General features: G+C 70.4%; 20 protein-coding genes and 1 pseudogene. 9 read left to right on the top strand and 12 right to left on the bottom strand.

All coding sequences use genetic code 11. The features are described 5' to 3' along the window. Positions 1–36: 36 nt before the first annotated feature. Complete coding sequence (locus tag EXE45_RS03070; RefSeq protein WP_092924209.1) at positions 37–1,671, bottom strand: MATE family efflux transporter; 1,635 nt, start codon at positions 1,669–1,671, stop codon at positions 37–39. A 44-nt stretch (positions 1,672–1,715) separates the two neighbouring features. Next, a complete protein-coding gene (locus tag EXE45_RS03065; protein ID WP_137693490.1) occupies positions 1,716–2,807 on the bottom strand; it encodes a mechanosensitive ion channel family protein in 1,092 nt (363 codons plus the stop codon). A 294-nt stretch (positions 2,808–3,101) separates the two neighbouring features. On the opposite strand from EXE45_RS03065, the gene trmB reads away from it, so the two are divergent. Both trmB and EXE45_RS03055 read left to right on the top strand, forming a co-directional pair. Next, positions 3,102–4,154 (top strand): HTH-type sugar sensing transcriptional regulator TrmB, encoded by a 1,053-nt coding sequence (trmB, locus tag EXE45_RS03060; RefSeq protein WP_092924215.1) that lies wholly within the window; start codon positions 3,102–3,104, stop codon positions 4,152–4,154. 58 nt (positions 4,155–4,212) lie between these two features. After that, the gene (locus tag EXE45_RS03055) at positions 4,213–4,566 is read left to right on the top strand and encodes a hypothetical protein (protein ID WP_092924218.1); all 354 of its coding nucleotides are present in this window, start codon (positions 4,213–4,215) and stop codon (positions 4,564–4,566) included. A gap of 20 nt (positions 4,567–4,586) precedes the next feature. Here the strand turns inward: EXE45_RS03055 and EXE45_RS03050 are convergent, their stop codons facing one another. Beyond that, the gene (locus tag EXE45_RS03050; RefSeq protein WP_137693489.1) at positions 4,587–5,228 is read right to left on the bottom strand and encodes an RNase H family protein; all 642 of its coding nucleotides are present in this window, start codon (positions 5,226–5,228) and stop codon (positions 4,587–4,589) included. A 137-nt stretch (positions 5,229–5,365) separates the two neighbouring features. On the opposite strand from EXE45_RS03050, the pseudogene EXE45_RS03045 reads away from it, so the two are divergent. Both EXE45_RS03045 and EXE45_RS03040 read left to right on the top strand, forming a co-directional pair. After that, positions 5,366–5,707 (top strand): annotated as a pseudogene (locus EXE45_RS03045) (aldo/keto reductase); the annotation flags it as partial. 145 nt (positions 5,708–5,852) lie between these two features. Continuing rightward, a complete protein-coding gene (locus tag EXE45_RS03040; RefSeq protein ID WP_092924224.1) occupies positions 5,853–6,323 on the top strand; it encodes a universal stress protein in 471 nt (156 codons plus the stop codon). A 12-nt stretch (positions 6,324–6,335) separates the two neighbouring features. Here the strand turns inward: EXE45_RS03040 and EXE45_RS03035 are convergent, their stop codons facing one another. From EXE45_RS03035 to EXE45_RS03010, 6 genes are all read right to left on the bottom strand, one after another. After that, on the bottom strand, positions 6,336–6,989 hold the full coding sequence (locus EXE45_RS03035) for a DJ-1/PfpI family protein (protein ID WP_137693488.1): 654 nt from the start codon (positions 6,987–6,989) through the stop codon (positions 6,336–6,338). A gap of 67 nt (positions 6,990–7,056) precedes the next feature. Then, positions 7,057–10,287, bottom strand: coding sequence for a carbamoyl-phosphate synthase large subunit (gene carB, locus EXE45_RS03030; RefSeq protein ID WP_137693487.1), 3,231 nt, complete (start codon positions 10,285–10,287; stop codon positions 7,057–7,059). A gap of 194 nt (positions 10,288–10,481) precedes the next feature. Continuing rightward, a complete protein-coding gene (locus tag EXE45_RS03025; protein ID WP_086221077.1) occupies positions 10,482–10,706 on the bottom strand; it encodes a hypothetical protein in 225 nt (74 codons plus the stop codon). A gap of 128 nt (positions 10,707–10,834) precedes the next feature. Next, positions 10,835–11,368 carry a DUF5815 family protein gene (locus EXE45_RS03020; protein ID WP_092924233.1) on the bottom strand — a complete coding sequence of 178 codons (534 nt, stop codon included), beginning with the start codon at positions 11,366–11,368 and terminating at the stop codon, positions 10,835–10,837. A gap of 68 nt (positions 11,369–11,436) precedes the next feature. Then, positions 11,437–11,658 (bottom strand): hypothetical protein, encoded by a 222-nt coding sequence (locus tag EXE45_RS03015; RefSeq protein ID WP_092924236.1) that lies wholly within the window; start codon positions 11,656–11,658, stop codon positions 11,437–11,439. A 59-nt stretch (positions 11,659–11,717) separates the two neighbouring features. Next, positions 11,718–13,940: a CDC48 family AAA ATPase gene (locus tag EXE45_RS03010; RefSeq protein ID WP_092924239.1), complete on the bottom strand. Its 2,223-nt coding sequence runs from the start codon at positions 13,938–13,940 to the stop codon at positions 11,718–11,720. Positions 13,941–14,167: 227 nt separating this feature from the next. Between EXE45_RS03010 and larC the strand changes: the two genes are divergently transcribed. Further along, the gene (larC, locus tag EXE45_RS03005) at positions 14,168–15,601 is read left to right on the top strand and encodes a nickel pincer cofactor biosynthesis protein LarC (protein WP_137693486.1); all 1,434 of its coding nucleotides are present in this window, start codon (positions 14,168–14,170) and stop codon (positions 15,599–15,601) included. A gap of 27 nt (positions 15,602–15,628) precedes the next feature. Here the strand turns inward: larC and EXE45_RS03000 are convergent, their stop codons facing one another. After that, positions 15,629–15,976, bottom strand: a complete 348-nt coding sequence (locus EXE45_RS03000; RefSeq protein ID WP_137693485.1) for a hypothetical protein — start codon at positions 15,974–15,976, stop codon at positions 15,629–15,631. 553 nt (positions 15,977–16,529) lie between these two features. Here EXE45_RS03000 and aspS point away from each other — a divergent pair. From aspS to EXE45_RS02985, 3 genes are all read left to right on the top strand, one after another. Next, positions 16,530–17,834 (top strand): aspartate--tRNA(Asn) ligase, encoded by a 1,305-nt coding sequence (gene aspS / locus EXE45_RS02995; RefSeq protein WP_092924249.1) that lies wholly within the window; start codon positions 16,530–16,532, stop codon positions 17,832–17,834. Between the two features lie 234 nt (positions 17,835–18,068). Further along, positions 18,069–18,380, top strand: coding sequence for a hypothetical protein (locus EXE45_RS02990; RefSeq protein ID WP_092924252.1), 312 nt, complete (start codon positions 18,069–18,071; stop codon positions 18,378–18,380). Beyond that, a complete protein-coding gene (locus EXE45_RS02985) occupies positions 18,358–19,080 on the top strand; it encodes a DUF4382 domain-containing protein (RefSeq protein WP_394348142.1) in 723 nt (240 codons plus the stop codon). The genes EXE45_RS02990 and EXE45_RS02985 overlap by 23 nt, the downstream gene beginning before the upstream one ends. A gap of 290 nt (positions 19,081–19,370) precedes the next feature. Here EXE45_RS02985 and EXE45_RS02980 read toward each other — a convergent pair whose 3' ends face one another. Further along, complete coding sequence (locus tag EXE45_RS02980) at positions 19,371–20,066, bottom strand: VTT domain-containing protein (RefSeq protein ID WP_137693483.1); 696 nt, start codon at positions 20,064–20,066, stop codon at positions 19,371–19,373. Positions 20,067–20,141: 75 nt separating this feature from the next. After that, positions 20,142–20,969, bottom strand: a complete 828-nt coding sequence (locus EXE45_RS02975) for an NAD(+)/NADH kinase (protein ID WP_137693482.1) — start codon at positions 20,967–20,969, stop codon at positions 20,142–20,144. A gap of 197 nt (positions 20,970–21,166) precedes the next feature. On the opposite strand from EXE45_RS02975, the gene EXE45_RS02970 reads away from it, so the two are divergent. Continuing rightward, complete coding sequence (locus EXE45_RS02970; protein ID WP_137693481.1) at positions 21,167–22,546, top strand: KaiC domain-containing protein; 1,380 nt, start codon at positions 21,167–21,169, stop codon at positions 22,544–22,546. Positions 22,547–22,624 lie beyond the last annotated feature (78 nt).

The following is a 22,624-nucleotide window of genomic DNA, read 5'->3' as shown; positions in this document are numbered from 1 at the left end:
ATCTCACTCGTGACGGATCGCAACTGATCCGGGGCGTCAGTCGTCGCCCAGCGGGTCGACGCCGGGGTCGGGGTCCTCGATGTAGCGCTCGGTCCACGTGCCGCGCGAGAACCACGCCACGCCGACGACGGCGCCGAGGACGTTCCCGAGCGCCATGCCGACCCAGACGCCGGTCTCGCCCCAGCCGGCGACGAACACGAGGTACCCCACGCTCGCGACTCGGCCCACCCAGAGGGTGAGAATCGAGATGACCATCGCGGTCTTCGTGTTGCCGGCGCCGCGGAACGCGCCTAAGATCACCTGCGAGACGCCGATGAAGGCGAACTCCACCGACCGGATCCGGACGTACTCGACCGCGTAGGAGATGGTCTCGGGCGCGTCCGGGACGTCGCCGAGGAACGCGCCCACGATCGGCTCGGTGAACGCGACGGCGACGACCGCGACGAGGAACATCACGCCCGCGCCGGTCGTGGCGGCGAACTTCACCGCCTTGGCGGCGCGGTCAGCGCGGTCGGCGCCGAGGTTCTGCCCGACCATCGTGTCGATGGCGCGGCCGAGCCCCATCGCGGGGAGGAAGACGAGCGAGATGAGGCGGTTGCCGAGCCCGTAGGCGGCGACGACGGGCGGCGAGAAGGTGACGATCATCGCGGTGAGTGTGATCATCGCGAGCGCGCTCGTCGTCTGCTCGACGCTGGAGGGGAGCCCGAGCCGGAAGATGTCCCGGATGAAGTCGAGGTCGGGCGCGAGGTGGCCGAGCGTCACGTCGGGGCCGTAGCCCGTCCCGAACAGGATCCAGAGCCCGATGGCGGTCGCGACGCCGCGCGAGAGGATCGTCGCGAGCGCGGCGCCCTGAATGCCGATCCCGGTGACTCCCGTCGCCGAGAGCAGGGTCGCCTCAAGCGCGACCGGGTCGAGCGCGGCGAGGCCGGGCACCGCGGCGAGCCACTCGAACAGGGGGTTGCCGTCGAACCCGAAGATGAAGAACGGGTCGAGCAGGACGTTCAGGAGGACGGAGACGAACATGACCGCCATCGGCGTCCGCGTGTCGCCGTAGCCGCGCATCAGCGCCGAGAAGACGAAGAAGCCGAACATCAGGGGAATCCCGGCGAAGATGACCTCCATGTAGTCGGCCGCGAGTGGGATCACCGTCGCCGCGGTCTCGGCGTCGCTCGGCAGGACCTCGAGGGCGGGTCGAGTGTAGAAGTACCCGCCGATCCCGATGAACACGGACAGCACCGAGACGGTGAAGATCGTCTGTCCCGCAACGAGCCCCGCGGACCCGTCGCCGTCGGCGCCGGTGTACTGCGCGACGAGGATCGCGCCCGCGGTCGTGAAGCCGCCGGCGACCGCGATCAGCAGGAAGATGAGGGGGAACGCGAGGCTGATCGCGCCGACGGCCTCCGCCGAGAGCCGGCCGAGGTAGAGGGTGTCGACGATGTTGTACGTCACCTGTAACAGCTGGATGACGACGATCGGCCACGCTAAGCGGAACAGCGGTCGGAGGAGGCTCCCCTCGGTGATCGACTCGTCGTCGAGCGGGCCGTCGTCGTCGCCGGGCGCGTCGCTGCGCTCGTCGGCCTCGCGGCGGTCGGCGGCGTCAGCGGACGTGTCGTCGGGCCCGTCGGAGGAGTCCGACGGATCGGAGGGATCGGCAGCGGGCTCGTCGCTCACTGCCGTACAAACGCCGGGGGCGCTCTATCAGGCTTCCGATCCGATCACCGCCCCGCCCCGCCGCCGCCCCGGTCCTTCCGGTCGTGCCGGGCGCCGCCGTCGTTCGACGTGGCGGAAGCGTCGGTTCCGGGCCGGTCCGAGCCCGCGGCGTCGTCGTCGCTGAGGTCCGGGGTGGCGGCCGCGGACGCGTCGGGATCGACGCCCTTCGACGTCCCGGATCCGGCCTCGACGCGGGCGACGCCGGAGGTGTCGTCGAAGACGAGGTGCCGGTGCGGGTACGCCATCGTGACGTTCGCCTCCGGATCCCCGAGCCGCTGGCGTATCTTCGTGTTCACGTCCGACTGGACCTTCGGCAGCTTGTACGGCTTTTTCACCCAGTAGCGGAGCCGCAGGAGGATCCCGTTGTCGCCGAACTCGTGGAGCCGACAGTCGGGGCTCGCCATGTACCGCGCCACCCCGATACGGATGTCCGGGCCGCCGTCGATGACCGCCTCGCAGTCGCGCGCCGCGCGCTCGATCCGGCGGCGCGCCTCCGGGATATCGCTCTCGTAGGTGACGAGGACGTCGATCGAGCGCCGGGTCCGCTCGTCTTCGGCCGAGAGGTTCGTCACGTCGCGCTCGCGCATCGTTCCGTTCGGGACGACGAGGAAGGTGTTATCGAGGGTGAATATCTTCGTGTACCGGATCGTGATGTCCTCGACGAACCCCGCCGTCCCGTCCTCCAACTCGATCATGTCGCCGATCTCGAACGGCTGGTCGGCGAGGACGAACACGCCGTTGATGAAGTTCCCGACCAGCGGCGCGAGGATGATACCGATCACGGCCGAGAACACCGCCGTCCCGAGGAGGAGGTCCGAGAACCGGAACCCGGCCGCGCTGAGACCGACGAGCAGCGCGGCGCCGATGGTCCCCGCCCGGACGCCGCGGACGATCGTCTGTGCGACGCTCTGCCGCGACACGCGCCGCGCGACCGGCCGGCCGATCAGTCTGACGAGGAAGTTGGCGAGGACGACGCCGACCGCCACCGACGCGACGACGGTCAGGAGCCCCGCTCCCGGGAGGTTCGCGATTCGGGAGGCGACCTCGGTGAGTCGCGAGACCACCCCCGGAGTCGGCGCCCCTGCCGGAAGTACCATAGCCGATCCGCCGTCGGCCACCCGAAAAAGCGTTTCTCCCCGCGGACGGTCGGCGCGTGCCCCGCCGAGCGGCGTGGTACCCGCGCCGCCGAACGCGCACCGAGGCTGCGCACGTGGCTCGCCGCCGTTCTGCGAGGCGAGAATCCCACCGTGAACGGCCGGGAGCGAATCGGACAACACACTGTCCGCCACCGACGGCAGACCGGATGGTCCACACCGATAGAGGACGCTCCGAAAACGCGTACAACTCGACTCATAGTAAAAAGCTATAATCCCCGCCCCCGTTCTTCCGATATGACCGACGATCTCCGGGACACGCTCGATCGCGTCGGGGACCGATTCAACCTCGGCGAGTACGAGATCGACGCGTACCTCGCGGTGTTGGAACACGGGGAACTGACGGCGAGCGACATCGCCGACCGGACCGACATCCCGCAGCCGCGGGTGTACGACACCGTCCGGAGCCTCTCGGACCGCGGGCTCGTCGAACTCCGCGAGTCGCGGCCGATGAAGATCGTCGCCGTCGACCCCGACGACGCCTTCGGCGACCTGCGCTCGTCGTTCGCGGAGATGGTCGACGAGCTGGAGGCCCGCTACACCGCGCCGACCCGCGAGACCGAGGCCGTGTCGCTCGTGAAGTCGCGCTCGACGATCCTCCGGTACCTCGAGGAGGTGATCGAGAACGCGGAGTACGAGCTCGCGGTCTCGCTCACGCCCGGCCTCCTCCGCCGGTTCCGCGACGAGCTCGCCGCGAAAGTCGCCGCGGGCGTCAGCGTCGAACTGCTCGTCACGCCCGCGTCGAACGCGCCCGACCCGGCCGAGTTCGACTACCTAGAGGTCGCGACCATCGCGCGCGCTCGGCGGGGGATCACCACGCCGGTCCTCGCGGTCGGGGACGGGGAGTACTCCGTGTACGCCACTCAGGACGCGCTGCGCGACGACCGCGAGCGATACGGCGTCATCTTCAACCGCTCCGCGCTCGGCTTCCTCGTCTCCGGCTTCTTCGGAACGGTCCTCTGGACGACCGCCGAGACGCTCGCCGCCGACGGGGAGGAACGTCCCTTCCCGCGCCGCTACGCGTCGATCCGCCGCGCCGTGAAAGACGTCCGCGAGTTCGACGGCGAGGAGTTCTACGCGAGCGTGGAGGGGCGCGACATCGAGACCGGCGAGGAGGTGACGGTCCGCGGAAAGGTGGTCGACGTCGCGTTCGTCGACACCGAGGAGGTGGCGTCGCTGGTCGTCGAGACCGAGACCGGCCGCGTCGAGATCGGCGGTCGAGTCGCCGCCTTAGAGGACGTCGAGGGCCAGGAGATCGTGATCGGTCGCGGCGAGCCGCCGGCGCTGTGAGGCGAGGTCGAGGCGCGGCCCGGTCGCCGTTCAAGTGCGCGCGGCCCGAAGCGCACCCGTGACCGACGACGCGTTCTCCGACGGCGACCGCGAGGAACCGACCGTCTCCTGCGAGCGGTGCGGCCGCGAGTGGAATCTCGACCGCGAGCTCGACGACCTCGACCCCGGCGGTCACGCGGTCGAGCAGTTCGCGCTCGACCACGAGCGCCACACCGGCCACTACCCGGACGACGTGACGCCGTGGACCGCTCGGTGTCGGCGCTGCCCGGACGGCGAGCGGTTCCTCGCGGAGCGGCCGGCCCGGCGCTGGGCGGAGACGCACGCGCGGCACACGCGTCATCCCGTCCGGCTCGAGGCGCCGACCGGCGCCGAGGATCTCGTCTCGGCCGACGGAGAGGTAGACGGGTCGTAGCGGCCGTCTTCGGGCTCGAATCACGGGCCGAGCGCCGCGATGTCGGCGCCGACCGCCGCCCGGGCGTCCGCCGGGTTGGGGTCGCTGTCGGCCAGGTGCGTCCAGTCGCAGGCGGACAGCGCCGCGAGCCGGTCCCGGATGGCCGGCCGGTACGGCGCGGCCGAATCGACGCCGTCGCCGCTCCCCCAGACGTCGTCGGTGACGGTCCGCGAGTCGATGCGGACCTCGACGGCGGCGGGGTCGCAGCGCGCGGCCAGCGCCTCCAGCCCCAGGTGGAGCGCCGCGTACTCCGCGGTGTTGTTCCCGGCCCTCCCGACCGGTCGCCCCAACCGGACCGCCGATTCGCCGTCGGTCCGCAGCACGGCGCCCGCGCCGGCAGGCCCCCGGTTCCCGCGGGAGCTGCCGTCGACGTAGAGGACGACACTGCGGTCGTCGGAGCCCCACGAGCCGTCGCCCTCGGCGGGCGGGTCGGCGGCCAGGACCGCCTCAACCGCGGTCCGGATCTCGCCGTCGCTCGTCCCCGGGTCGAACAGGCCGCCGTACCCGGTCACGGCGTCGTCGATCGCCTCGATGGCGGGGCCGATCTCGTAGCCGTACCGCGCGAGCACGTCGTCGACCCGACTCGCGAGCGGCGAGAGCCCCTTCGTGGGGAGTCGGTCCACCTCACCCCTCCGTCGACGGCCGCGCTCCCTGTCGATCCATTACCGGCGTATCGGGAGGCCGAGACAAAAAGGCGCGGGCACCGCGAGGGCGCGGCCGCGACCCGAACGAATTCCTCCCCGCCGCGCGTGGCGGTCGGATGGAGTACACGACGCTCGGAGGGTCCGGGACGAAGGTGAGTCGGATCGGGATCGGGACGAACACGTTCGGCGGGGACGCGGACTGGCACCTCTCCGCCGAGGAGGCACGGGCGGTCGTCGACACCGCGATCGACCACGGGATCAACTTCTTCGACACCGCGAACGCCTACAACGCCGGCGAGAGCGAGCGCGTCCTCGGCGAGGCGCCCGACGGGTACGACCGGGACCGGCAGGTGATCGCGATGAAGGCGTACTTCCGAATGGACGACGACGACCCCAACGCTGGCGGGCTCTCGCGGAAGGCGATCGAACAGGAGCTGGCGAACAGCCTCGACTGGCTGGCGGAACCGTACGAGCCGGTCCCGATCGACGGCCACGGCTGAGCCGTCCTCGACCCCGACCGCGCTCGCCGGTCGACCGAGAGGGCGACCGCGGGGAGCCGTCGCATCGACAGCGTATTTACGCCCCGGGCCCCACCGACTCGACATGACGCTCGTCGTGGTTCCGGTCCGGTTCCCTCCCTCGTCGCACTCCGCCGCGACGCTCCGAGAGGCGGCCCGCGTCGCCGCCGAGCGCGACGCCGCCCTCACCATCCTCCACGTCGACCTCTACCAGCGGTCTGGCGGCGTCTCGCGCAGCGATCTCAAGCGCGCGGTCGAAGAGCGAATCGGCCGGGTCGACCGCGCGCGTTACGTCGTCCGGCGCGGGTTCCTCGTCGAGGAGACGATCCTCGAAGAGATCGTCGCCGAGGACGCCGACGTCGTCGTCATCGGCTCGAAGCAGGCCGGGCGGTGGCGCCGGATGGTCCAGAAGCTGCTCTCGGACCCCGACATCGACTCGTTCCTCCGCGGCGAGCTCGACTGCACCGTCATCACCGTCGACGCCGACGGCGAGACCACGGTCGACGAGACCGGCGACGACGCCGCGCCGCTGCCCGACGACGCTGGGGACGACTGAGTCGCGGGCGACCTACGCCGCGACCTCGTACCGCCGCTCGTACTCGACGACGGTCGCCACGCGGTCTGCGACCCCGGCGCCGAACTCGCGCTCGACCACGTACAGCGCCAGGTCGATGCCGGAGGTGACCCCGCCCGCGGAGAGCAGGTCGCCGTCGTCGACGACGCGCGCGTCGACGACCTCGGCGCCAGACTCCCGGAGTTCCTCGATCGCGGAGGCGTGCGTGACCGCTCGACGCCCGTCGGTGACGCCCGCCTCCGCGAGCAGCATCGAACCGGTACACACCGAGGCGATCCGGGTGCCGGCCGCGTGGTGCGCCGCGAGCGCGCGCGGCACGTCGCCCTTCCGCGCCTCCACCCACGCGCTCGCGTCCTCGTCGCGCGCGCTCCATCCCCCGCCGGGAACGACGAGCAGGTCGGGGGAAGCGTCGGCGTCCGGGTCGGGAAGGGTCCCGTCGACGCCGACGCGGGTCCCGTGGCTCGCGGTCACCGCCTCGCGTTCGTCGAGCGTGACGTAGCGGACGCGCCCGGCGCGGCCGTCGTCGTCGGCCTCGCCGTCTCCGTCGGACCCCTCCGCCGCGTAGCCGAGCGCGTAGTCGAACACCTCGTAGGGGCCGATCCCGTCCAGTTCGTCGAACCCGTCGTACAGCAGAATGTCGACGTTCACACCGCTCTGGAGGGCGGCGGGCGGCTTGTGCGTTCCCCCTCCGGACGGACGCGTCGCCCCTCCGACGCTACTCCGCCGCGCCCCACTCCGCGACGCGCTTCGGACGGTCCGAGACCGCCATCACGTCGAGGTCGTCGCTCGCGTGGTCGAGCGCTTCGAGCGCCGCCTTCGCGGAGGCGTGCGTCGAGAAGTAGGTGATCTCCTCTTCGACTGCCACCTCCAGCAGGTCGCGCTGGCGCGAGACGATGAGGTCGAGTTCGCCGCGCTTGGCCGCCTCGATCAGGTCCGTCGCCTCGCTCAGATCGAAGTGCTCCGCGTACCCCGCGACGAGCGCCTCGCCCGCCTCGGTGCCTGGGTCCGGGAACTCCTCGGCCGAGAGGTCGACGACCGCGGTGCCGGACTCCGGGATCGGCTTCCCGGTCGAGTCCTGCGCCTTGTCGTACGCCTTCCCGAAGGAGGTCGCGGTGCCCATCACCTCGCCCGTGGACTTCATCTCCGGGCCGAGCCGGGGGTCCGAGCCCGGCAGGCGGTCGAACGGGAGGACGACCTCCTTCACCGAGCGGTGTTCGGGGATCTGCTCGTCGACGTCGAGGTCGGCGAGCGTCAGGTCGTCCGTCATCACCTTCGCCGCGAGCTTGGCGATCGGGACGCCCGTCGCCTTCGAGACGAACGGGACCGTCCGCGAGGAGCGCGGGTTCGCCTCCAGCACGTACACCTCGCTTTCGGCGTCGGGGTCGTGGACGCCGGTCACCGCGAGCTGGACGTTGAGCAGGCCGACCGTGTCGAGCGCGCGAGCGATGTCCTCGGTGACCTCGCGCACCCGGCCGAGCGTCTCGTCGCCGAGCGAGCGCGGCGGGATCATACACGCGGAGTCGCCGGAGTGGACGCCCGCGCTCTCGACGTGTTCCATCACGCCGCCGAGAAGCACGTCCTCGCCGTCGGCCACGGCGTCGACGTCCAGCTCGACCGCGTCGTCGAGGAACTGGTCGACCAGGATCGGCTTGTCCGGCGAGACGCGGACCGCCTCCTCGATGTACTCCTCCAGCTCGGCGTCGTCCTCGACGACCCGCATCGCGCGGCCGCCCAGCACGTAGGAGGGGCGGACGAGGACCGGATAGCCGATCTCGTGGGCGAGCTCCAGCGCCTCCGCCTCGCTCGTCGCGGTGCCGCCCTCGGGCTGGGCGACGCCCAGCTCGTCCATCAGGACGTTGAACCGGTCGCGGTCCTCCGCGAGGTCCATCGCCTCGACGCTCGTGCCCAGGATCTCGCAGTCGAGCCCGCGACGCTCGATCTCCGCCCGGAGCGGCTCGCCCACGTTGACGGAGGTCTGCCCGCCGAACTGGACCATCACGCCGTCGGCGCCGGTCGTCTCGATCACGTCGGCGACCTCCTCGGCCGAGATGGGCTCGAAGAACAGGCCGTCGGAGGTGTCGTAGTCCGTCGACACCGTCTCGGGGTTGTTGTTGATCACGTGCGCGTCGATTCCGAGCTCGCGGAGCGCGCGCACCGCGTGGACCGCGCAGTAGTCGAACTCGACGCCCTGCCCGATGCGGATCGGGCCGCCGCCGACGACCACGACGCTCTCCACGTCCGGGTCGACGCGGACCTCGTCCGCCGCGCCCGCGGTGTCGGCGCCCTGAAGGAACTCCGGCAGCCGCGCGGAATAGTAGTAGGGCGTGGAGGCCTCGAACTCGCCCGCGCAGGTGTCCACCTGCTTGTAGGTGCGGTCCGGGACCTCGCTCTCGACCCGCCCCACGTCGGCGTCGACGCCGCCGGCCGTCGCGGTCGCCGCGATCTCGGCGTCGGTGCGGCCGACCATCGCCGCCTCGGTGAAGTCGCCCTCGGCGGCCGCGGCGGTGCCGTCGGCGATCTTCTCGAAGCGCTCGACGTACCAGCGGTGGATGCCGGTCAGGTCGATCACGTCGTCGACGTCGTAGCCGCGGTCGAACGCCTCGAACATCGCGTACGGGCGGTCGGGGGTCGGCCGTTCGAGGTACCCCGACTCGAGCTCCGCGTCGTCCACCTCGTCGAAGTCGACCGCGGGGTCGTACTCCGAGGAGCGCAGCGCCTTCACCATGCTCTCCTCGAACGTCCGACCGATGGACATCGCCTCGCCGGTGGACTTCATCGCCGTGCCGAGCTCGAAGTCCACGTCGTCGAACTTGTCGATGGGCCAGCGCGGTACCTTCGTCACCACGTAGTCGATGGCGGGCTCGAAGGCGGCGGTCGTCTCGCCGGTGATCTCGTTGTCGATCTCGTGGAGCCGCTTGCCGAGCGCGACCTTCGCCGTCACGCGGGCGATCGGGTAGCCGGTCGCCTTCGACGCCAGCGCCGAGGAGCGGGAGACGCGCGGGTTCACCTCGACGACGCGGTACTCGCCGCCGGGGGTGCCGTCGTCGTGCCACGCGAACTGGATGTTACAGCCGCCCTGGATGCCGAGGTCGCGGATCACCTCGAGCGCCGCGTCGCGCATCTCCTGGTGGCCGTCGTCGGGGATCACCTGCGAGGGGGTAACGACCGTCGACTCGCCGGTGTGGATCCCCATCGGGTCGATGTTCTCCATGTTACAGATGATGATGCAGGAGTCGTCGGCGTCCCGCATCACCTCGTACTCCAGCTCGACCCAGCCCGCGATGGACTCCGTGATCAGCACCTCGCTGTTGCGCGAGAGCCGGAGCCCCTTGCGAACGCGCTCGACCAGCTCCTCGAACTCGTCGACGACGCCCGAGCCGGAGCCGCCGAGGGTGTAGGTCGTCCGGGCGATGACGGGGAGGCCGCCGACCGCGTCGACCGCGTCCTGGACCCGCTCGCGGAAGTACTCCTCGTCGAAGTCGGTGACCGACTCGTCCTCGTCCAGCGAGATGGTGGTCGACTTGGGGACCGGCTGCCCCAGGTCCTCCATCCGCTGGCGGAACAGGTCGCGGTCCTCCGTCGCGTAGATGGTGTCGAGCGGCGTGCCCATCACCTCGACGTCGTGTTCCTCCAGAATGCCCTCCTCGGCGAGCTCGGCGGTGACGTTGAGCCCGGTCTGGCCGCCGAGCCCCGCGATGACGCCGTCCGGCTCCTCGATCCGGATGACCTCCGCGATGGCCTCGGGCGTGATCGGTTCGATGTACACCCGGTCGGCCGTCTCGGGGTCGGTCATGATCGTCGCCGGATTCGAGTTCACCAGGACGACGCGGGCGCCCTCCTCCTGAAGCGCCCGACACGCCTGTGCGCCGGAGTAGTCGAACTCGGCCGCCTGTCCGATCTGGATCGGTCCGCTGCCGATGAGTAGAATCGTCCGGTCCTCGCTCATTACGCGGACGGAATACGCTCATCGTAATAAGGTCGGCGGTAGAGTACGAATCTCGCAGCGAGTTTGCGATTTTCGAAAGTCATCGAGTACCACGGTGGTCGGTACTACACGGCATTCGGTCCGTCCCGATGGCCGTGAGCCCGCGTCGAGCCTCGAGCCCCTCGACGTGGGACCCCTTCCGCGTATCGACCGACTCAGGTCTCGAGCCGGTACCGGTAGGGCCGGCCCGCGATGACCTCGACCTCGCCGCGCTCGGCGCGGCGCCCGAGTACCGTTGCGACCCGGTGCGGGCTGTCGATCGCCTCGCACTCGTCGCACTCCTCGACGAGGGCGAGGATCTCCCGCGCCGTCAGCGGCTCGTCGGCCTCGGCGAGCACGCCGCGGATCCGGTCGTACCGGTCGTATTCGCCGGCGCTCATACGTCTTACGTAGGGTCTCCGAACATATAGGGTTCAGTGAGACAGGAGTCGGACGGTTGTCAGACACGAGCCGTGAGACGGCCGTTATCCGGCGCTTCGGTGTGTTTCGAGCGGCGCTCGGAGGGAGTTCAGGCGTAGGGATCCTCGGCCTCGAGGTCGCGCTCCGCGCGGTACTGCTCGACGAACTCGCTCACGTCGAACTCGACCATCTCCCGCTCGAACGCCGACAGCGCCTCGTCGTCGTCGGCGTGGCTCACTGCGTGTTCCATCAGTTCGATGACAAGTTCGACGACAATCTCGTGGAGTCGGCGCGAGTCGAACCGGGTGACCCACGCCATCGCGTACCCCACGTCCGCGTTCTCGCTGGCGTCGTGCGCGACGACGGCCTCCGGAAACTCCTCTAACACCACGCCGAGCAGGTGCGGCGTGTCGAACTCCGGCATCTCCTCGCTCGTCGTCTCGATCGCCTCGCGGAGCACCTCGACCAGGAACTCCGGGAGGAATCGCTCGGGGGGATGAACGTCCATCACGACCGCGTGCGCCTCGCCGCAGTCGCACTCGTACTCGCGCATTCCGAGGTCCAGGTCGCCGACGCCGATCGTCTCCCCGCAGGGTAGCTCCAGCGCGTTCTCGTCGCCGCCGGGGACGCGGGGCTGGGACATGGTCTCGCTTGGTCGCTGGCGAGGTTAAAAGGCGCGGAACCAGACGCTCGGGGTTCGGACGGGGACGACTACTCGGGGTCGCGTTCTCCGTGTTCGTCGTCGTCCCCGTGCGTGGCCTCCTCGTCCCCGTGACCGCCCCCATGCGTCTCCACCTCGGCTTCGACCTCGATCTCGATCCCGTTCGCCTCGTAGGTCGCCTCGATCAGTTCGGCGTCGCCGCGTTCGATCTCCAGTTCGTCGCGGTCGACCTCCACTTCGACCTCCACGTCGACGGTGACGTCGTCGGACATGGCGCCCGCTACGCGCGCGATACGCAAAACGTCCCCGCAGGAAAGGCGCGTCGCCGGCGTTACTGGAACCCGATCCGGCCGCCGGTGTCGCGGAGCGACTCGCCGCCGCCGCCCTTGAACTGCTCTTTGATGTCGTCGTAGTACGCGAGGATGTCGTCGTTTACCGTCGGCCGCACCGACTCCATCGCGCGCCGGAAGTGTTTCATCTCGACCTCCTCGGCGTCGTCGTCGTCGCGCAGCGCCTCGATGGCGGCCTCGCGGGCGATCCCCTCCAGGTCGGACCCGACGTAGCCGTCGGTGATCTCGGCGACCTCGCGCAGGCTCACGTCGGGCGCGAGCGGCGTGTTCTGGGTGTGTATCTCGAGGATCCGCTCGCGACCCTCCTGGTCCGGCTGGCCGATCATCACGAGGCGGTCGAACCGCCCCGAGCGCAGCAGCGCCGGGTCGATCATATCGGGACGGTTTGTCGCGCCGATCACCATCACGTCGCCCATGTCCTCGAGGCCGTCGAGCTCCGTCAGCAGCTGGTTGACGACGCGCTCGGAGACGTTGTTCCCGGCCTCCTGCCCGCGCGAGGGCGCGAGACTGTCGAGCTCGTCGAAGAAGATGATCGTCGGGCTCACCTGCCGGGCCTTCCGGAAGGTCTGTCTGATCGCCTTCTCCGACTCGCCGACCCACTTCGAGAGCAGCTGCGGCCCCCGCACCGAGATGAAGTTCGCGTTCGTCTCGTTGGCGACCGCCTTCGCCATCAGCGTCTTCCCGGTTCCGGGCGGGCCGTACAGCAACACGCCCTTCGGCGCGTTGACGCCCATCCGGTCGAACTTCTCCGGCGAGGTGAGCGGCCACTCCACCGACTCTTGGACTTGCTGTTTGGCGTCGGTGAGTCCCCCCACGTCGTCCCACGATATCTTCGGGAGTTCGACGAGCACCTCGCGCATCGCCGAGGGCTCCACCTCGTTCAGCGCCCCCGAGAAGTCGTCGCGTTTGACGATCATCCGGTCGATAAGACTCGGCGGCACCTCCTCTTCGTCTAAGTCGATCTCGGGGAGATACCGGCGCAGCGCCTTCATCGCGGCCTCCTTCGTGAGGCTCTCGATGTCGGCACCGACGAACCCGTGCGTCTCGTCGGCGAGGTGGTCCAAGCTCACGTCGTCCGAGAGCGGCATCCCGCGGGTGTGGATCTGGAGGATCTCCTTGCGCCCCACCTCGTCGGGGACGCCGATCTCGATCTCGCGGTCGAACCGACCCGGCCGGCGGAGCGCGGGGTCGACGCTGTCGACGCGGTTCGTCGCGCCGATGACTATCACCTGCCCGCGCGTCTCTAACCCGTCCATCATCGTCAGCAGCTGGGCGACGACGCGGCGCTCGACCTCGCCGGTGACGTCCTCGCGTTTCGGCGCGATCGAGTCGAGCTCGTCGATGAAGATGATCGAGGGCGACTCCTCTTTCGCGTCCTCGAATATCTCCCTGAGCTGCTGTTCGGACTCGCCGTAGTACTTCGAGATGATCTCGGGGCCGGCGATCGAGAAGAACGACGCCGACGTCTCGTTGGCGACCGCCTTCGCGAGCAGGGTCTTCCCGGTGCCCGGCGGGCCGTGGAGCAGGACGCCCTGCGGCGGCTCGATCCCGAGCTTCGAGAAGATCTGCGGGTGTTTCATCGGCAGCTCGACCATCTCGCGGACGCGCTGGATCTCGTTTTGAAGGCCGCCGATGTCCTCGTAGGTGATGCCGCCGCCGGTCTTCTCGAACCCGGAGATCGGCTCTTCGCGCAGTTCGACCTCCGTGTCCTCGGTGATCAGGCAGACGCCGTCGGGCTCGGTCTCGACCGCGATCAGCGGGATCGCCTGGCCGGGCGACCGCATGAACGGGTGGTTCGTCGAGGACATCACCGGGACGATGTCGCGCTCGACGACCGGCCGCTTGAGGATCTGACGTTTCACCATGCCGGCGGCGTCGGAACCGAACTGGACCGACGCATCCTCCGGCGGGGCCAAGACGAGCTTGTCGGCCTTCTCGGCCTCCGCCTTCCGGATGGTGACGCGCTCGCCGATGCCCACGTCCGCGTTCTGTCGGGTGAATCCGTCCACCCGGACGGTGTCGGTGTTCCAGTCTTGGCGGTCGGCGCGCCAGACCTTCGCGGCGGTGGTCTCCGCGCCCTCGATCTCGATGATGTCGCCGGGCGAGAGCTTCAGGTGGAGCAGGGTGTCGGGGTCGAGTCGCGCGATACCGCGTCCCGAGTCGTTCGGGTACGCCTTCGCGACTTCGAGTTGGACTTCGTTCATGGTTCCTCGCGGGGGATGATCGTATCTGGACCCGGTCCGGGAATAAGCCTGTTGCCCGTCTCCGGCCCGCCGATTCCTCCGGTCCGATCGGCGGCCACGGTAGGCTGTGTGATCATATGGCACGGTACGGAGTCCGGTCATAAAACCCCGTCGTAAGCGTGCCTTTTCGCCGTCGGTTGGAAGCCCGAATCCGGAGGTATTTGTCCGCCAGTCGCCTCGGGGAAATCATGCGAACGCTCGTCTTCGACGGTCGGACCGGCGCCGCCGGCGACATGATCTGCGCCGCGCTGATCGCGGCCGGCGCCGACCCCGACGCCCTCGCCCCGGCGAGGGACGCGCTCCCGGTTCGGTACGCGATCGGCGAGACGGAGAAGAACGGGATCCGCGCGACGACCGTCGACGTCCTCGTCGACGACGGCGACGGTGCGGTCGAGGCCGACGCGGACCACGACCATGACCACAGCCACGGTCGCGACCACAGTCACGATCACGGTTACGATCACGACCACGGCCACGGGCACGACCATAGCCACAGTCACGACCACGACCGCGAGACGGACACCGCCGAATCAGAGACCCACGCCGAGGGCGCGGGCGTCCAGCGGAGCTACCGCGAGGTGGTCGACCTCGTCGGGTCGATGGATCTCCCCGACGCGGTCGAGTCGACCGCGCTCGACGCCTTCGAACTGCTCGGTCGCGCCGAGGCGTCGGTCCACGGCACCGACCTCGACGAGACGCACTTCCACGAGGTGGGCGCGGACGACGCGATCGCCGACGTGGTCGGCGCGGCGCTGCTGGTCGACGACCTCGGCCCGGAGCGCGTGGTCACGACGCCGCTCGCGGCCGGCGGGGGGACGGTCGAGATGAGCCACGGGACCTACCCGGTCCCGGCCCCGGCCACGACCGAGATCGCGAGGCGAGCCGGGTTCCGGATCGTCGGCGGGCCGATCGATCGCGAGCTGCTCACGCCGACCGGCGCCGCGATCCTCGGGGCGATCGCCGAGGGCGTCGATTCGGTCCCGGACCTCGCGATCGAACGCGCCGGATACGGGGCCGGCGACGCCGACTTCGAGCGCCACCCGAACGTCCTCCGCTCGCTCGTCGGGGACGGGGGAGGGGCGGGCGACGAACACGGCGAGGTCGACGGGAAACGCGACCCCCACGTCGGCCACGACCGCGGTGGGGCGCTCGCTCACGACGACATCGCCGTCTTAGAGACCAATCTCGACGACGCGGCACCGGAGGTGCTCGGCGGGCTTCAGGAGACCCTCGCGCGCGCTGGCGCGCGAGACGTGACGATCGTCCCGACGACGATGAAGAAGTCCCGCCCCGGCCACCTCGTGAAGGCGATCTGTAAGCCGGAGGACGCCGAGGCGGTCGCGGATCGACTCGCCCGCGAGACCGGAACGCTCGGAGTGCGTCAGTCCGGCGCGAGCCACCGCTGGATCGCCGAGCGCGAGTTCGAGACGGCGACGCTCCGGGTCGGCGGCGCGGACCACGAGGTGGCGGTGAAGGTCGCGTCGACGACGGACGGGGAGGTGTACGACGTCAGCGGAGAGTACGACGACGCGGCCGCGGTCGCCGCGGCGACCGGGCTTCCGATCCGCGAGGTGCTCCGGCGCGCCGAGGCCGAGGTGCGGGAGCGGCTCGACGGCGACTAGGTTGGAACACCGCGGTCCCGGACCCCGTCAGTCGGGCGGGTCGACCCGCTCGACGCGCTCCGGGTCGACGCCGAACCCGTCCGCGAGCCGCTCGCGGACGCGGTGGACGACGAACTCGTCGGCGCCGTCGGGCTCGGCGCCGTCGAACTCGGCGTCGGACGCCGCCCCCTCGTCGACCGCGAGGGTGGCGATCGCTTCGACCGTGGTGTCGTTGAGGCCGGGCCGGAGGCCGGCGATCTCGATCGCCTCGACGCTGAGGCCGTCGATTCGTTCGATCTGTGCTCTGGCGCCGGCGACGAGGTCGCCGGCGGCCGCCTGCGAGACGCGGACGGTCACCGTCGCCTCGACCGACGGCGTGTGGATGGCTGCCGCCATACGCCCTCGCCGCGAGTCGAACGCGGCGCGGCCGGTCGGTGTCCCGGATGACGATCCGGGAGCGACCGGTGCGCGTCCTCGAACGCCGCGCCGGCGACGACGGGGGTCGCCGACGGCGGCGCTCGCGAGGGTGACGGTCGTCCGACTCGACGCGCGCGACGGACAGCGGCGGCTGGAGAGAACGGGGTGCGGTCCGTCCCGGGGGAAATCTCCCCAGCCGGCGCGCGTCACGCGGTCGGGCGGACGGACCGTGGATTCGGAATCCCGTAGCCGGTCCCGGTCCACCCGAGGAACGCGACGCTCGCGGACCGCGCGAGCGTCGAGAGGGCGGAACGGGTCATGGTCGGGATCCGCGGCGCGGGGTGCGCCGTCGTTCGCCAGATATGTCGGTTTCGTATTAAAATTATGTTAGTTATGCGACCACATGACACGGTGTGCGCGACCCGAGAGCCCCCGAGAATCCGCCGGAGCGGCCGCCGGCGCCCCGTTCCGTCGCCGTCGAGACGACAGGCCTATGACCGCCGCCCGACCAGTTGCGCGTAAGCAGTCCGTTATGATCGAGCGAATTCACACGTCGGACGTCGAACCGGACGCGGACGAGGTCGCCATCGCCGGCCACGTCCACGAGATCCGCGACCTGGGAGGCCTCGTCTTCCTCATCGTGCGCGACCGCGAGGGGCTCATCCAGATAGTCTTCAAGGAGGAGCGCGAGCCGGAGCTGTTCGAGGCCGTCCAAGACGTCGGGGCCGAGGACGTGGTCCGGGTCGTCGGCGAGCCCCTGGCGAGCGACCAGGCGCCCGGCGGCGTCGAGATCGCGCCCACCGAGTACGAGGTCATCGACGAGGCGGAGTCCCCGCTCCCGCTCGAGATCTCGAAGGACATCGAGGTCGACCTCTCCACCCGGCTCGACAACCGCGCGCTCGATCTCCGGAAGCCGGAGACGCTCGCGGTGTTCACGCTGCGTTCCGAGCTCATCACCGCCATGGAGGAGTGGTTCGACGACGAGGGGTTCGTCGACATCAAGACGCCCCTGATCTCGAAGGGCGGCGCCGAGGGCGGCGCCGAGCTGTTCCCGATCCTCTACTACAACCAGGACGCGTTCCTCTCGCAGAGCCCCCAGCTGTACAAGCAGATGCTGATGGCCTCCGGCTACGAGGCCGTCTACGAGACCGGCACCGCGTTCCGCGCCGAGGACTTCGCGACCTCCCGCCACGTCTCCGAGATCGCGATGTTCGACGTCGAGCTGGCGTACATCGACGACCACGACGACGTGATGGACGTCCAGGAGGCGTCGCTGCGCCACGCGCTCCGCGAGGTCGCGGAGAACGCCGAGCGCGAGCTCGACCTGCTCGACGTCGACCTGGAGGTCCCCGAGGACGACTTCCCGCGGATCACCTTCGACGAGGCGCTCGACATCTTGGAGACCGAGTACGGGCACTTCCCGGACGACCCGACCGACCTCGACACGAAGGGCGAGAAGCTGCTCGGCGAGCACTTCGAGGAGCGGGGCCACCCCGCGTTCTTCGTCGTCGGCTACCCCGACGAGAAGTTCTACTACATGCAGGACGTGCCCGACGACGAGATCGCCTCCCGGAAGTTCGACCTCATCTACAAGGGCCAGGAGCTCTCTTCGGGCGGCCAGCGCGAACACGACGTCGAGCGCATGGTCGAGGTCATGGAAGCGGAGGGCGTCGAGACCGGGAACTTCGAGTTCTACATCGAGGCGCTGAGCTACGGGACGCCCCCCCACGGCGGCTACGGGCTCGGCATCGACCGCCTCGTCCAGAAGGTCGCCGGCCTCGACAACATCAAGGAGGCGATCATGTTCCCGCGCGACCCGAACCGGCTGGAGCCCTGACCGGACGGCTCGGTCGACCGCGATCGGCCAGACGCGCCGACACCTCCCGAGACGAGGGCCGCGGCCGCGCCGCCGACCGCGACCGTTCGAGGCGTTCTGTTATATACTACCGCTGTTCGTGGCAGAAATCCCGCAGCAGACCGTCTTCCGGCGATAAAACCGGGTTAAATCGGGCGTAACTCGGCTGAACGGCTTGCGACATTAAAGGGCGTCGGGCACCGAGGGGAGCCCGTCATGAACGCGATCCGAACGACGCTGATCGTGGCGCTCGCCACGGTGGTACTGATCGGGACCGGCGCGGCCGCCGGCGCCGTCGCGGCGACTCCCGGGTCGGGCGACGCCCCCGGCGACGCGGGACCGCCGACCGACCTGCCGGACCAGGTGCCCGACTTCGTCGGCGGCATCCTCGACAGCGTGAACGAGTTCCTCGACGGCGGGCTCGACGACCTCGGGGAAACCGTGAGCGACATCGCCGGGAACAGCGCGAGCGAGGGTAACGGATCCGCCGCGAACGACGGGTCCGATGCGAACGAGGAGGGCACGTAACGTGCGGGACCGCACGCTCGACTTCGACGCGATCGACCGCCGGACGTACGTACTGGCGACCGGCGCCGCCGCGCTCGGCGCGACCGGCCTCGCCGGCTGCGTCGGCCGCGCGACGGGGACGCTCGCGACCGCCGTCACCGACCAGCCCGCCGACATCGACGACTTCGAATCGCTCGTCGTCACCGTCGAGGGGTTCTGGTTGGGACCGGAGGGGACACGGGCGGGGGCGGACGACGGGTCCGACACCGCCGACGGCGACGAGACGGATGCCGCCGGTAACGAGACCGACGGCGAGGAAGACGCCGCCGCCGGCCGCGAGTACTTCGAGTTCGACGAGCCGCAGGAGGCCGACCTCGTCGAGCTCCAGAACGGCGAGACGAAGCTGATCGACGAGCGCGAGCTACGGACGGGGACGTACCCGTTCCTCCAACTCGACGTCTCGTCGGCCGACGGGACGCTTACCGACGGGAGCGACGCGACGGTCGACCTGCCGGGCGACGCGCCGCTGAAGTTCAACGAGTCGTTCGAGGTCCGCGAGAACACGCGGACGACGTTCACGGCCGACTTCGCGCCGGTGTTGCGGGGGAACGGCCGGTACCTCCTCCGACCGGTGCCGAGCGGGATCGAGGTCGAGTACGAGGAGTCGGAGAACGCGGAAGGCGACGGATCGAGCGGCGGCAACGAGACCGACGGCTCGTAGCGACGCCGCATCCCCCCGGTCCCCCGTTGGAGTCGCGGTCGCGTCCGGCCGTTCGCGCGGAGCGAGCGCGGACCGCACCGCGGCTTCGGGGTCAGGGCTGGGTCGGTTCCCGGGATTCGGGGACCGGGGGAATGCGCGCGTCGCTGCGGTCGGTCTCCGAACCGAGGCACCCGTTCGCCGTCAGAGGCACACGATCCGCACGATCGCCCGCGCGACGACGCGTTCGGGCGATCTTCGCTTTCTCCGATCCGTTCGCCGATCGACGCCCTTGGAGCGGTTTTCGCGGCTCGTCACGCCGACGCCGTCGGGTCCGGCCCGAGGAACGTCCGGTAGAGGGGTCCGGCGAGTAGGAGCGCGCCGACCGCGGCCATGCCGAGGATCGCGGTCGGATCGAAGAGCGATCCGCCGCCCGCCGCGAGGCGGTCGAGCGAGACGCCGACCGCGACCCCGCAGAGCACCCACGGCAGTTCGCCGGCCGCGGTGCCGAGCAGGAACGATCGGGTCCCGACGCCGGCGGCCGCGGCGCCGACCGTCACCGCGTCGGAGGGGAGCGGCAGCAGGCGGGTGCCGGCCACGGCGCGCACGCTCCCCGATTCCGCCGCGAAGCGCTCGCCGGCGCGACAGAACCGCGCGGCGACGCCCGGCTCCTCGCCGGTTCCGGGGTCGTCCCGGAGTCGGAGTCGCCCCGCCCGGGCGAGCGCGTACGGCGGCAGCGCGGTGCCGACGACGAGCGCGAGCGCGAACGGGGTCCCGACCCAGCCGTACGCGAAGCCGACGGCGACGGCCAGCAGGGTCGTCGGCCACGCGAGCAGGGGTCTAACGGCCGCGAGCGCGACCGCGGCGAGCCCGAACCGTATCGGGTCGGTGGCGAGCCAGCGGAGCCGGGCGAGCGCCGCCTCGGGAGACGTCGCGAGCGCGAACGCCGCCAGCGCGGCGACGGCGACCCCCGCGAGGGCGTACCGTCCGAGCGTCGACCGGCGATTCACGCTCCCAGGTCGTCGGGCGTCCGATAAACGCTTTGTGGGTGCGTTCGACGGGACCCGAGGGCGCACGTTCCGGGCTCACGACAGCTTGCCGAGCGCCTCGAAGAAGTCGGAGGGCGGCCCCGCGATCCGTATCGGCGGCGCGGTCCGCTCGACGCTCACCTCGACCGGCCCGTCGAGGGCGGCGGTGTCGCGGCCGTCGCTGACGACCGTCGCGCCCGCGTCGCCCTCGATCTCGACGGTGACGGTCACGTCGGTGTCGACAACGAGCGGCGGCATCCCCTCGTCCGCGACCATCTCGTTGACGACCAGTCCGTCCACCTCGGGGTGGATCAGCGGCCCGCGCTCGGAGAGGTTGTACGCGGTCGAGCCGGTCGGCGTGGCCACGAGGACGCCGTCGGCGTGGCCGCCGGCGTACCGGGACCCGTCGACGCGAACCTCGTAGTCGATCCCACCGCCCGGCCCTCGCCGGTCGCCCTGAACGACCACCTCGTTCGCGGCCGGCGTCGACGTCCAGTCACCCGCGCTGGCGGCGAGCCGCGGGGCCTCGCGGACGTCCAGCCCGCCGTTGCGAAACGCTCTGATCTCGGCGCGGAGCGCGGCCGCGGCGTCCGCCGGCGGGACGGCGTTGAGGAACCCGACCTCCCCGAGGTTCACCCCGACGATCGGCGTGTCGCCGGCGTTGCGCGCGACGAACAGGAACGTCCCGTCGCCGCCGACGGCGACGACCAAATCGCAGTCGTCGAACCGGTCGACCGGCCGCGCGTCGTCCCCGGCGGCGAGCGCCGCGGCGGTCTCCTCGTCGAGCCAGACGGCCTCGTCCGCCTCGACGACGACGTCTCGAAGGGTCGCCGCGAGCGACGCCGCCCGCTCGCTTCCCTTTCGCGCCACGATGCCGACTTCCATGCGGAGTCGATCCCCGCCGCCGGGTAAAAGCGTGCGGACATCGGCCGAATCGCACCGGGAGGTCGGGCGAATCGCGTCGGGACGTCGGGACAGACCGCTCCCACCGAGTTCTCGAAATCTGATAGCTCGCCGGAAAGTTTCAAGCCGCTCGGCCGCGTTGCTCGGCGCATGTCGACTCCCCACGGGCGGCGGAAACGATGAGCGAGGAGGACGACTGGTTCGAGCGCGCGTTACGCGAGACCGACGAGGAGTCCGACGAGCGGCCGGCCGGCGACGCGGGCCGGGAGCCCGACGGCGAGGAGGGAGAGGGAGACGGCGTCGACGCGGCGGGCGGATCGGACGGCGGGGAAGCCGGTCTCGCGGAGGAGGACGCGGACGATCCCTTCGGTGGCGTTCGCGAGGGGGACGAGCCCGGAGACGGCGACTCGGCGGCCGGCGGCCTTCCGGCGGAGGCGTTCGGCGATGTCGACGCCGATGCCGATAACGGGGAGTTCGACTCCTTCGGTGAGGGCGACTCCTTCGGTGAGGGCGACTCCTTCGGTGAGGGCGACTCCTTCGGTGAGGGTGACTCCTTCGGTGAGGACGGCGGCGACGCGGACGTCGACGCGGGTTCCGACGGTGGGAACGCCGAGACGGACCCGTTCGGCGCGGACGACCCCTTCGGCGGGCGCCGGAGCGGCGGCGGATCCGGAAGCGGTGCCGGCGGCGGGGACGGCGATGCGGTATCGAGCGGCGGCGGTGGCGACCCCTTCGGCGGCTACCGCGGCGCGGCGGGCGCGGGCGACGACGACTTCGGCTTCGAGGACCTCGGAGGCGGCGACGCCGACGCCGGCGGTGGCGGGGGCGACTTCGACGTCGACCCCGAGGAGTTCGAGTCGGAAATCGACCGGACCGACATCGGGATCGACGGCCTCGACGACATGATCCTCGGGGGGGTGCCCAGTCGGTCGCTGCTGTCCGTCATCGGCGGCGCCGGGACCGGGAAGACGACGTTCGCGCTCCAGTTCCTCAACCACGCCTTGGAATCGGGGAAGAAAGGGATCTACATCACCCTCGAACAGACCCGGGAGTCGATCTTCGACACGGCGACCGAGAAGGGGTGGTCGTTCCGCGAGCACGCCGCTGAGGACCGCCTCGCGGTCGTCGCCATCGACCCCATCGAGATGGCCAACTCGCTGTCGTCGATCCGCAACGACCTCGTCCGGCTCATCGCCGAGTTCGACGCGGACCGGCTGGTGCTCGACTCCGTCTCGCTCTTGGAGATGATGTACGACCACCCCGCGAAGCGTCGCTCCGAGGTGTTCGGGTTCACGCGCTCGCTGAAGGAATCCGGCGTCACGACGCTGCTCACCTCCGAGGCGAGCGAGGACACGGCGTACGCCTCCCGACACGGGATCGTCGAGTACCTCACGGACGCGGTGTTCGTCCTCCAGTACGTCCGCGGGTCAGATTTCCGCGAGACGCGCCTGGCCGTCGAGATCCAGAAGATCCGCGACGCGAACCACTCCCGCGAGACGAAGCCGTACGACATCACCGACACCGGCATCTCCGTGTACGACCAGGCGAACATCTTCTGAGCGGTCGCCGGGACCGCGTTCCAAGACGCGACCGCGTCCCGGACTCCGTTTCTGTCAGTCGCGCTCGGCGTCGTCAGA

Origin of the sequence: Halorubrum sp. SP9 (assembly GCF_005435015.1) — an archaeon.
Taxonomy (GTDB): Archaea; Halobacteriota; Halobacteria; order Halobacteriales; family Haloferacaceae; genus Halorubrum; species Halorubrum sodomense.
Note: the sequence above shows the minus strand (reverse complement) of the source record. Positions and strands in the feature narration are given on the sequence as shown.